At 45.0% G+C, this 11,613-nt stretch carries 11 protein-coding genes; 8 read left to right on the plus strand and 3 right to left on the minus strand.

The genetic code is table 11. The features are described 5' to 3' along the window. Positions 1 to 14: 14 nt before the first annotated feature. Both AB4405_RS00945 and AB4405_RS00950 read right to left on the minus strand, forming a co-directional pair. Positions 15 to 1,028 carry a peptidase U32 family protein gene (locus AB4405_RS00945; RefSeq protein ID WP_102468387.1) on the minus strand — a complete coding sequence of 338 codons (1,014 nt, stop codon included), beginning with the start codon at positions 1,026 to 1,028 and terminating at the stop codon, positions 15 to 17. Positions 1,029 to 1,346: 318 nt separating this feature from the next. Beyond that, positions 1,347 to 3,386: an EAL domain-containing protein gene (locus AB4405_RS00950; RefSeq protein ID WP_372059254.1), complete on the minus strand. Its 2,040-nt coding sequence runs from the start codon at positions 3,384 to 3,386 to the stop codon at positions 1,347 to 1,349. Positions 3,387 to 3,565: 179 nt separating this feature from the next. Here AB4405_RS00950 and AB4405_RS00955 point away from each other — a divergent pair, with 179 nt between their 5' ends. From AB4405_RS00955 to AB4405_RS00985, 7 genes are all read left to right on the plus strand, one after another. Then, the gene (locus AB4405_RS00955) at positions 3,566 to 4,093 is read left to right on the plus strand and encodes an SCP2 domain-containing protein (RefSeq protein ID WP_372059256.1); all 528 of its coding nucleotides are present in this window, start codon (positions 3,566 to 3,568) and stop codon (positions 4,091 to 4,093) included. Continuing rightward, a complete protein-coding gene (locus tag AB4405_RS00960) occupies positions 4,077 to 4,592 on the plus strand; it encodes a GNAT family N-acetyltransferase (RefSeq protein WP_372059257.1) in 516 nt (171 codons plus the stop codon). Before AB4405_RS00955 ends, AB4405_RS00960 begins: the two co-directional genes overlap by 17 nt. A 217-nt stretch (positions 4,593 to 4,809) precedes the next feature. Then, on the plus strand, positions 4,810 to 5,244 hold the full coding sequence (locus AB4405_RS00965; RefSeq protein ID WP_372059258.1) for a DNA polymerase III subunit psi: 435 nt from the start codon (positions 4,810 to 4,812) through the stop codon (positions 5,242 to 5,244). Next, complete coding sequence (rimI, locus tag AB4405_RS00970) at positions 5,237 to 5,695, plus strand: ribosomal protein S18-alanine N-acetyltransferase (RefSeq protein ID WP_372059259.1); 459 nt, start codon at positions 5,237 to 5,239, stop codon at positions 5,693 to 5,695. Before AB4405_RS00965 ends, rimI begins: the two co-directional genes overlap by 8 nt. 207 nt (positions 5,696 to 5,902) lie before the next feature. After that, positions 5,903 to 6,700 carry a hypothetical protein gene (locus AB4405_RS00975; RefSeq protein WP_102468393.1) on the plus strand — a complete coding sequence of 266 codons (798 nt, stop codon included), beginning with the start codon at positions 5,903 to 5,905 and terminating at the stop codon, positions 6,698 to 6,700. 254 nt (positions 6,701 to 6,954) lie between these two features. Continuing rightward, entirely contained in the window at positions 6,955 to 7,722 is a 768-nt protein-coding gene (locus AB4405_RS00980) for an SDR family NAD(P)-dependent oxidoreductase (RefSeq protein WP_102468394.1), read from the plus strand. 15 nt (positions 7,723 to 7,737) lie between these two features. Further along, the gene (locus tag AB4405_RS00985) at positions 7,738 to 8,127 is read left to right on the plus strand and encodes a hypothetical protein (protein WP_102468395.1); all 390 of its coding nucleotides are present in this window, start codon (positions 7,738 to 7,740) and stop codon (positions 8,125 to 8,127) included. Positions 8,128 to 8,199: 72 nt separating this feature from the next. Here AB4405_RS00985 and AB4405_RS00990 read toward each other — a convergent pair whose 3' ends face one another. Beyond that, positions 8,200 to 9,813, minus strand: coding sequence for a transmembrane adenylate cyclase (locus AB4405_RS00990; protein ID WP_372059260.1), 1,614 nt, complete (start codon positions 9,811 to 9,813; stop codon positions 8,200 to 8,202). Between the two features lie 459 nt (positions 9,814 to 10,272). Between AB4405_RS00990 and AB4405_RS00995 the strand changes: the two genes are divergently transcribed. After that, complete coding sequence (locus tag AB4405_RS00995) at positions 10,273 to 11,397, plus strand: BamA/TamA family outer membrane protein (protein ID WP_372059262.1); 1,125 nt, start codon at positions 10,273 to 10,275, stop codon at positions 11,395 to 11,397. Positions 11,398 to 11,613: the final 216 nt, after the last annotated feature.

Consider the following 11,613-nt stretch of genomic DNA (forward strand, 5'->3'; position numbering starts at 1 on the left):
CAATTAACCTCTGATTACTGCCATTTACGGTGGTACGCACCGAGTGTAGTTTGTGTCCCTTCAGAAACGTTCGCGAGCGCCTGATCCCATGTTTGTTTCACACGGTATTGCTGTGGTTCTTTCTGATATAAGTCTATCGCCTCACGCCATGTTCGTGTTACTTGCTCTACGTAAGCCGGGCTGCGTTGACGCCCTTCTATTTTCACGGAGGTCACATTCGCAGCAAAAAGCTCTGGCAGCATCGACAGGGTATTCAGGCTAGTGGGCTCTTCTAAAGCATGGTAGCGCTTTCGCTCACCGTCAATCTCAGCTTCAAAGCGGCCCTTGCACAGGGTAGGGTATCCGGCATTTTCACCTGCTGAATAGCGGTCTATGAGTATATCGTTTAAGCGAGATTCCAGGCCGTTTTCGGTCTCTTGCCAGCGAACGTATTTCGCTGGTGAGCAAGCACCTACCGTATTAGGGGATTCACCCGTCAGGTAAGACGACAAGTAACAACGTCCTTCCGCCATGATGCATAAGCTACCAAAAGCAAAGACCTCGAGTTCAACGTCAGAGGTGATATTTCGTGACAGCTGTTTCACTTGATGGATCGATAATACGCGTGGTAATACAACACGTTTGACATTGAAATTCTGGTGATAGAAGTCGATGGCAGCGGTGTTAGTCGCAGATGCTTGAACGGAGAGATGAAGCTCTAAATCTGGATATTTGTTTGCCGCATAATCGAGAACCGCAATATCGGCCACAATCAGAGCATCTACGCCTAAATCAGCCGCTTGATCGACGGCGTTCGTCCAGCGCTCAAATCCGTTAGGGTGAGCAAACGTGTTTAATGCGATGTGGAGTTTTTTATTGCGATCATGGACATATTGCACCGCACGTTCTAGTTTTTTGCCAGTAAAATTAAGTCCTGCAAAGTGACGTGCGTTTGTGTCATCTTTGAATCCAATGTACACCGCATCTGCGCCGCAATCTATTGCCGTTTTTAACGCAGGGAGATTACCTGCCGGGCATAAGAGTTCCATAAGCTCAATACCAATTATTCCTACATAGGCCCGCATTTTATGAAGAAAGATGAATGGCCAATTTGATGTGAGGCAGGTTTACATTAATAAACATGGAATTAACACCAAAGAGGTAAACACTTTGATGTGAAATTGAAGGCGGATGAGTCTGACAGCGAAGTCGGTATGGAGCACATCAACACTTAATTGGGAGCATCTAAGTGTTGATGTTATTGGCAGAGCATGACGGTTCGCGGTGATGTTTTAATCGTCATGGCGATTACACTAGGTCATTACGATTGTTTATTCGTCTCAACGGTGTCTCAAACACGTCACGACTCAATTACGATGGCGTCGGTTTTGCGCAAACAGCACCTCGACTTCGTGTTTGGGCTGTGGACGATGAAAATGGAACCCCTGGATTGAATGGCAATTTAAGTTCGACAATAAGGTTGCTTGATGGCGAGTTTCTACCCCTTCTGCCACCACCGACAGGTTGAGTGAACGACCTAGGTTGATGATATTTTCAATCACAGTCAATTGCTTGGGCAGGGTGTCGATATCCATAATGAAGGCCCGGTCGATTTTTAGCTCGTCGATTGGGAAGTGTGCCAAATAGGATAAGGATGAATAGCCGGTACCAAAATCATCAATGGACAGCGCAAAGCCAAGTTTCTTGATGGCGTCGAGCATTTGCAACGTGTGCTCACTGTTACTCATCACAGCGCTCTCGGTAAGCTCAAAAGTAATACAGCTAGGGTCTAGGCCTGTACTGCGGAGTAAGCGTTCCATATAATCAATGAGCTTTGGATTGCCAAACTGCTCTGGGGATAGGTTAATCGCGACACGGCCAGGCAAAATGCCTTGTTGTTTCCATCGTTTCACTGTGTTGAATACATCACGCATGACGACTCGACCTAAGCTTTCGATGAGCCCTGCTTGTTCGGCAACGGGAATAAAAGAGGCTGGGCTAATGTACCCTTCTACAGGGTGCTTCCAGCGCACCAATGCTTCTGCACCATTGATACTGAAATCACGAGCATTAACCTTAGGTTGATACCAAACCTCAAGGCCATTTTGCGCCAATGCTTTTTGTAGTTCGATCTCAAGCCAGAGTCGCATGCGAGCTTCTTTGTTCATCTGGTCATTGAACTTGACCAGTCGATTGCGTCCACGAGCTTTGGCTTCATACATCGCAGTGTCAGCGTTTTGTAGCAAGATTCGAGGGTCGTGACCGTCATTGGGATAAGTGACACTGCCAATAGAGCAGGCAAGTCGTTTGCTAAAGTGATGTAAATCGAACGGTTGGTTGATTAGGCTGATGATTTTTTCTGCCAACATATCAACGGCGCTACTGCCTTCTGGTTCTGGCAGAATAATGCCAAATTCATCACCACCTAGGTGTGCTAAGACGGTGTGCTGTGGTAAGTGGCGTTTGAGCCGGGTAGAGACTTCTTGTATGACTCGATCACCGATGTGATGACCAAGCGAATCATTGATGTTTTTAAAGTTATCGAGGTCGAGATACAACATGACTAATGGCGTTTTGTTCTCGATGAAATGATCAAGACAGCGAGTAAAACCAAGTCGGTTATAGAGTTTGGTTAATGCATCAATATTGACATCTTCATGACTGTCTTTTGCAACAGGCTTGGGTTTCTCATCCATATCTTGAATAAGGATGAGGTGCGCGCTATTACCAAAGAGATTTGCGTCGTCTATATTCAATGCGAGGTGACGCTTTGAACCGCAGGCGTCACTGGTCATAAAATTCAGCGCTTTACTATCTACGGTTGATTTGAAGTTTAATGGGCTTGGTGTGCGATTACTATCATCAACCAACAACCGGCTAAGTGACTCACTTAATAAATCACTCGCTGAAGAATAGCCAAATAAACGTGCTGCGGCCGGATTGGCAGACAAGATACAATCATCCTCGACGATCAGCAGACCTTCAGGGATGAGCCGTGACAGTTTAAGGAATTTGCTTTCTGATTCTTCGAGAGAGCGGGAGAGGATTTGTTTTTCAGAGGTATCGATGGCGTGAAAGACCACGTTTTCAATGGTGCCATCTAACGCTACCGGAGAGAGACTAAAATGCAAACTCGATTCCACATTGGATTCATCTAATGTGACCTCGGCTTCAATGGATTCTCCGTTCAAAGCGCGTTCATAATAGGGTTTGAGTTTGTGGTAAAAGCGCTCACCTAGGATTTGTTGATCGTTCATACCGACCAGATCACTATGGGTCAGTCCAGCAACATCACAATACCGATCATTGACCATGCAGTATTGGTGTTCGGCATCCAAAATAGCAAAAAAGAACGGGCTATTGGACGTGAATTTGGCGAAGTATTCCTTTAACGATTTGGATGACATCAATGTACTACCAGTTCTCTGAAGAGCTTATATATCAGTAACCCCCACACTATAACCGCGATTAATCAGTTAGAAAAGGGCGGAGTCCAAAGCTAGAAATATTTGACACATAACAGGATTTTTTTTGTGCAAATATCGTATTATGAGCCATCTGAAGTATAAATTAACGGAAAAACCGCGTGTTAGACAAGATTCGAAGTCAACTAGTTAAAAACGCAGCACAAATTTTGCGATCTCCAGTCCATTTTCTGCCAACCAAAATTCAGAACATGGCATTGTCTGAAGCACTAAAAATCGTTTTTAAAGAATCACTTGAAGATGGTGACTTTGAATTTCTTGAAGATAAGTGGTTAAAAGTCCATATTCGTGATCTAAACCTCAGTTGGTATATTTCTTATGTGGACGAAAAGCTGTTGGTTGCAGAGCAACCTCAATCTGATGACGTGAGTTTCAGTGGTAATTTGAACGATTTAGTACTCATTGCTGGTCGTAAAGAAGATCCGGATACTCTCTTTTTTCAACGTCGTTTGAGTATCGAAGGTGACACGGAGTTGGGACTTGAAGTTAAAAACTTGATGGACAGCGTTGATCTCGATGCATTACCTAACACCATGCTAAGTGCATTGAATCACCTTGCCGATTTTGTTTATAAAGGCACGCAATCATCAACGACTGAAAACGAGGTTACCCATGCTTATTCGAACTGAAGCCCCGTCTGATATCTTAGTCATTGATCGATTACTTAAGTCGGTATTTGACTCAGATGCTGAAGCAAATCTTGTGATGTCCTTAAGAGAAAATAGCAAGCTGACCTTGTCTCTGATTGCCTGTACTGATGAAGGTGAAGTAATTGGTCACGTTCTTTTTACACCTGTGTGTGTGGATGGTGAAGATTATGCTTGGCAAGGGCTTGCGCCACTTGCTGTGAAGGCTGACCACCAAGGGAATGGGGTAGCGACGGCGCTATTGAAAGAGGCATTTGAGACCCTACCAGAACTGGGCTACCCAGCGTGTGTCGTGTTAGGGGATCCTAAGTTTTATGGTCGATTTGGATTTCAATCGGCATCTGACTTCGGACTCTCTTGTCAGTGGGAGGTGCCTGAAGGAGCATTTCAAGCCCGTTCGCTGACCGAGCAACCATTGTCAGCCTTATTTACAGCAGACACAGGGTTGGTTGATTACAGCTCTGAATTTAACGAATTATAGTAAGAGACCCGTAGCATAGATTTCTTTGAACGAGGAAATCTATGTCTTATTCTCGGCACCGTTGCTGTTATGAAAACGGGGCGAGGTATCATGTAATCTTGTGCTAAAACTCGGTTGGGTCCTGACGGCTTGATGCGGGCTAGGTGAGGGATGGTTGGTGATTCACATAAGCTTTGTTAAACTTCGCGTCGATAGATGACAGACCAATGAGTGAACCATGCCACGAGATAACGTAAAGCTGCAATTGATGGGCATCCAAACTTGGGAGTTGACGCATCCCGAGCGGCTGTCAGTGCAACCAAAGCAGACCTTAACCTTGCCTCAAGAGTGCGAGCTGCTTTTTGTTTCTCCAGTGAAGCCAGAAAAAGAAACAGCGTTGTTTTATCAAAAGATTCTCAAAGCGATGAAGCTTGATATTGCATGCTCTCAGCACATTACGCCTGAACAATTATTGCATCTAGACGGTGCTCATACACCTAAGTGGCTATGGTTTGCAGGCGATGACCGTGCTGATGAGCGCTACCAACAATTGCTGTCGTTACGTACTTTTACTACTCAACCTAACCAACTCACTTCTCCGTTATTAACCAATATTGATGGTAATGATGCAGAAAGACGAGCCCTTTGGAATCAAATCCGTTCTTATGCCTAATATAGAATTTCTCGCGCTTAGCCCAGATCACGTTACCGCCATCCTTGAAATAGAACGCCAAGCCCATTCGCATCCATGGAAGGCGTCTATGATTGAGGAGACGAATGGTCGGGGAGCACAAAACGCAGTCATGCTGGTTGATGGTCACCTTGTTGGCTACTTTTATGCTCAGAATATCGTTGGTGAGGTATCATTATTGAACGTAGCGATTGCCCCAAAATGGCAAGGTCAAGGCTATGGTAGAGCGCTAATCGAACACTTTCTTGAGCAGTGTCAGAAAGCGGGTGCGGAAAGTGCCTGGCTAGAAGTGCGTGAAAGTAATCAATCCGCGATACGACTTTACTTGGCCGAAGGTTTTAATGAGGTGGATCGCCGCAAGGATTATTACCCAACGGATAATGGTCGTGAAGATGGCATTATCATGAGTTATTATTTTATGTTTGGTATGTAGTCCTTTTATCGTTTCCAGTCCGCGCCCTACCACCGATCACCTTTTATTCGAAATCTTGCAATTTCTTGCCTCAACTGACGGTTGTGGCGAGTTTTGTTGGCTCAAACTATCTAACTGTCATATAGGTTACATTACCCTTAGTTACTTTTAATTGAGGTATGCGTCGGCATAATTCCCGTTAATTATTGATACCAATGGGAACTGACCATGAACCGATTATCAGCACTATCACTTTTTGTATTGAGTGGTGCAGCGATTAATGCTTATGCAACTGAAGAGCAAGTGAATGATCCTGCTGACGTTACTCGTCCACAAACTTACTTGAAAGTTGACTCCGGCGCGAAAGGTAAAGACGGCCTAACGCGACTGCAACTAAACATGGCCGGCTCTTACACTGAAAGCATTGGGTATCTTGCTCAGTTGGAGGGCGATTTCCAAACCAATGTTGATGCAGATACCAAAAATGGTAAATCGTCAGACTTTGGTATGTCTCGTGTTCGTGCTCGTTACTTCCAGGTTCATTCAACCGGTTTTGAACTACTACCTGAAATTGGTTTCTCGCTCGACTATATCGATTATGCCAATAATTGGGTGGTAAAAGACACAGGGGCGAATAATACCGTTGCCGTTGGAGCGGTGGCCAAGGTCATCACACCATTTGAGTCTTGGGTTTCTTATCCCAACGTGGCTATCATGCGAAATGCTTACGATAACGGTAAATCTGGTGATGGCTGGCAGGCAAACTGGTTTAACTCTTTTTACCTAACAGAGAAAGGCTCATACATTACGGTTAACCCGCAATATGCGAATTACAAGAATGCCTTTGGGCAGAATGAGCAGTCGCTTGAAATGATGATGGAAGGTGGAGTGCCATTATCATCAGATGGCAGTGTTTGGGGGAACGTCACGTATTCTGAACATTTCTTTAAAGCAGCTGGAGAATCACGAATGAAGCATCTGGATGGTAATCGAGAGGTACGTATCGGCGCTACCTGGTTCTTCTAAATCTCATTTATTCTATTTATCTGCAATGATGTGGATGCGCGATGCTAAGGCAAGGATGCCTTATTGCTTTCTGTTATTACTTTCGGTTATTACATTCGGTTATTTACCTCTGTTATCACTCTCCCTTTTATCCATGAATCGATAGGTTTTTACTGCCTGTGTTACTGGATCGATCCAAGTTTGTAACTGCGATTTAACGACGGAGTCCGCTACCATCTTTTCTCACCGATTATCACCACTATGAGGAAACACATATGGCAGTGCCATTTCACTTAACAGATAAGGTTATTGTCGTCATCGGTGGAACCTCCGGTATTGGTGAAGCGACAGCGTTGCGGCTGCATAACGCCGGCGGTCGTCTAGTCATTGCTGGTCTCGATGCTGTGGCTTCGAAAAATAGGTCGTTAGATGCCCTGTATATAGATGTTGATGTGACCGATGAAATTGCTATTAGCGAGCTCATGGCCATTACCTTCGAACACTTTGGGCGCATCGATGTATTGGTGAATTGCGCCGGTTCTACCAATGGCTACAGTACGATAATGGAATCTAAAAAAGCCGAATACGATGCCAATTATGCTGTGAATGCGTTAGGAACCGCATTGGCAATTAAACACGCGGTGCCTTATATGCCATTCAAATCAAGCATTATTAATGTGGCCTCTTCGGCGGGGACGTCGGGTGTTCCTTACCTTGGCGCTCTTGCGAGCTCGAAGTGGGCTGTACTTGGTATTACTAAAACGGCGGCGTTAGAGCTTGGAAATAAACAGATCAGAGTGAATGCGGTGTGTCCCACGTCCGTTGATACCCCCCGTGCCCACGCTGAAGGTGGTGAACCTCAGTTACGAATGGAACAAAGAGCGGTGCCTTTGGGGAGAATTGGCCAACCAGAAGAAGTTGCCGCAGTAATACATTTTCTCGCCTCGCAAGACAGTAGCTTCGTTAATGGACAGGCTATTGGTGTCGATGGCGGTTTTAGTGCTGGAATGAGTATTGATGCTTATAACCAGCTTGCTCAATAGTAGGAAGAGTATGTGATGAAATTAAAAATGATCTTAACGTTAGTGTTATCCCTGCTGAGCTTTCAAAGCCTAGCGTATTATTGCGACCAGACAGCAGAGGGCGCTGTAGTCGGTGCGGTTGATGGCGCAATCACTGGCGCGGTTGTTGGTGGAATTGTCGATGGTTCACATGGTGCTAAAGCTGGCGCGATCATTGGTGGTGGTGCGGGTGCTGTCGGAGGAGCCGTTGATGGTGCTTACTATGAAGGTGCTTGTGAGGTCGCGACCGATGTTATCGTTGAGGATGAAATTATTGCCGAAGAATACATTGCTGAAGAGTACATCGAAGAAGAGTACATCGCGGAAGAAATCATAGAAGAAGAGTATATTGAAGAGGAATACTATGATGACGTACTTTATGATTAATTATTGGTGATAGGGATTGTCAACGAATAACGGCGAGCAGGGGCTTGCCGTTATTCGTTTAGTACAAAAAGATTATAATCGGTCAAGTGCCAGCAACAGTTTGTTTTTAATCTCAGGGCTCGCAATAAACGCCCCTAAATAACGGGCTTCATTACCTTCAAAGTCAGGACGAAGTTGCAGCATTTCTTTGTAGCTCGCTTGTGCTTGTTTGAATTCACCTTTTTGTACTTGAATAATAGCCTTTAACATAGGCACCCAGAATAGACGTCTAAGTGACAGTTTACTGACGGATTTTTCCGCACCATCATAATCATCAAGCATGATTTGATGCACAATTGTTGCGATAGAGAACCAAGGGGGTCTAAACGGGTTGAGCGCTTTTGAATTAGTAATTAGTGCTAATCCCCGCTCAAATTCCCCCGCCATACACAAAGCCCAACCACATAAACCAATCTGATAGGCCGCATTGGGATTAATGTCGATAACCTTGTTGACGGTTTCGATAATGCCAGAGATATCTTCTTTTATCTGATGTGCCATGAGCATGGCGATTTGTGACTCTTGGTTGTTGGGCTCCAGCTCTACGGCACGCTTGGCGTAGCTGAGTCCAGTTTCAACCGCATTGCAACTGTTTCCCATTCCCAGCATCTCTGCATCGAAATACAAGACCGCCAGCATGGCATGTAACAATGCTACGTAAGGCTCACGCTCGACGGCGCTTAGCAAGGCTTGAGTCGCGAGCTGGTGGGTTTCCTCTGAAAGCGTCATTAAATAATGTCGGTAACGCAATGTCGCTTCATATGTGGATAGGTGTTCAATCTTTTTCTGATTACAGCTTTGGTAAATTTCACGATGAATGATGCCGAAACTCGAAGCCAGCTCAGCAACAACTTCCGCAATAATCTCATCTTGAACCGAAAATAAGTCATCGGTCGTTAGATCGCAGGTGTATTTTTCCGCCCAGACTTGCTCGCCACTATCCGTTCGATAAAGTTTCGCATAGATTCGAATCTTGTTGCCTAAAGCTTGCATGGTGCCAGAGGTAATGAAGGAAACATCGAGTTCTTTGCCAAGGCCTTTGATATCAGAAGAGGTCCTAGGGTCGAGGCTATTTTCGCCCAACGCATGCATAGACACGACTTTTAGCATATCAAAGCGAGCGAGTTCAGTTGCAAGTTCTTCACCGAAGCCCTCAGCAAAAAAACGTTTTTCAGGATCATCAGACAAAGATAGAAAAGGCAGAACGGTAATCGTTGGGCTTAGATCTTGTTGGTTGTCTCGAGCTATCTGTGCCAAGGTTGCTGTTTGTCGGACGGCTTGCGGCGTTTGTGGGGTAAAAACAGGGCTATAGCGACCTTTTGGTATCGCTAAGAAAAGGGGATCGTTCACCCCTTCCGTTAGGTAATAAGTCTCAAGTGTTCGTCGGACTCTCCCTGCTTGGATCCTTACAATAGGGTCGGCTTGATGATCGAATTCTGCATCACGGTCAAAGACCTCTGTTGCAATCGTAAACTGCTTCAAACGATCGCCTTTACCCGCCAAGGTCTGCTCCACGACAAAAGTCAGTAGCTCTTTCATTTTTGGGCTTTGATCAAACGCCTTACTGGAAAGAATGCGATTTAACTGATCTTTCACTCGGGTTTGATTTTCTTCAATTCGAATATCTAATGGAGCTTGTTCTGACACAGTAACGACTCTCTTCTCTATTGATCCGCCTATTTTGCCATTTTAAGACATCCAAAAATAGCCATGAGTTCACTGTTTTGATGCGTAAACAGAGGCCGAATGTAACTAATAAATCGATAGGTGCCTAAAAAATGACTAGGTGCTTCGATTAATCGCTCACATTGGGAAAACGTGGAGACCTTAATAATAGCATTTGTAAAAAGGATGGGTCATGTACGTTTATTTGCAACATGCATGTTAAGGAAGATTGTCGATGGTCTACGATAATAGCTAATGAGTGGGCTTTGCTGTTCTTTATGTTGAATAGTAGGTGTGCGTGCGATGTCATATCTCTCTAATTATTGTCAAAGATGGTGGTTTGGATAACAATAAGTCGTTGAGAAAATAGAGCAAAATGACGAGTGCGGATACTATTTAGAGTCAATTGTCTCAACATTGAATGCACACAAGGAGGTGTTTTTGAGAATATCATCAGCGAGCTTTATCTGCGCAGGATTGATTTGCGCTCCCTCAATGGCTTTTGACCAGTTTATCGATCCAACAGATGGTATGTTTGATGCTAGTTCGTGGGTGTTAGACAATGCCGTCGGCTTTATGCCTGTTCCTATTATCATCACCGATCCTGCTGTCGGTGCAGGTGGCGGGGCGGCACTGATGTTCTTTCATGAATCGGAAGCGCGAGAGCGACAGCGCAAAGAACATCCAGATGAGGTCGCTGGTCTGCCACCTAGCGTGACCGCGGTGGCCGCCGCTGCGACGGAAAACGGTACTTGGCTCACCGGTGCGTTCCATTTCGGTTCATGGAAAGAAGATACCTGGCGCTATCAAGGTGGGCTGTTTTATGGTTCGTTTAATCTCAAATATTATGTTCGAGATTATCCACTCGATTTTAATATTGATGGTCTGTATTTCATGCAGGATATCGATTATCGAATTGCAGGTTCAGATTGGTTTATTGGTGCTAAGTACGCAATACTTTCTTCAAAAACGACCTTTGATCTTGGTAACGATATCGTCAACCTCCCCCCTATCGATTTTGATATGAATGATGCAAATGTTGAACTCAAAGTAACCTACGATAGCCGCGATAGCATCTTTACACCGAATGATGGTTTAAAAGCTAAGTTGGGTACTGAGTTTCACAACCAATCTTTTGGCGGTGATTTGGATTATCGTAAGACACGACTTCAATTGAATTATTTTGCGCCCGTCATTCGTGATGTCGTGATTGGCCTTCGTGGTGATTATCAGACCGTCACCGATGATGCGCCATACTACGCAAGACCTTTTATTAACATGCGCGGCATCCCTGCTATGCGTTACCAAGGTGATGACATGGCATTGGTTGAGCTAGAAGCTCGCTATGATATTACGCCACGTTGGTCATTGATCGGTTTTACTGGCACGGGTAAAGCATTTGACGAAGGCCAAAGTTTTTCCGATGCGACGTATCGAACCATGGTAGGCGGCGGATTTCGGTATTTAGTGGCTCGTCAGCTCAACATGCGAGCAGGGGTTGATGTCGCTAAAGGGCCGGAGGAGTGGGCGTACTACATCACTGTCGGCCATGCCTGGTCGCTATAGAAGAAGTGAGTAATTGTAAGTGATGGCAGGTAAGTAATAACTCCGAATCACGATATTTGACTGAAGCGTTGAGCCGATAACACCAGGGATTGTTGACTTTAAAAAAGTATTCATTGAGAAAACCAACAGGATCGGTGAAAATAGCGCCCATTATTTTATCGACGCCTTCGAATAGCCTCGCACAGTTTACCGTGCCTGCAATTAGCTGTTCTACAA

This window comes from Vibrio sp. 10N.261.51.F12 (genome assembly GCF_041471725.1).
In the GTDB taxonomy this organism is placed as follows: Bacteria; Pseudomonadota; Gammaproteobacteria; order Enterobacterales; family Vibrionaceae; genus Vibrio.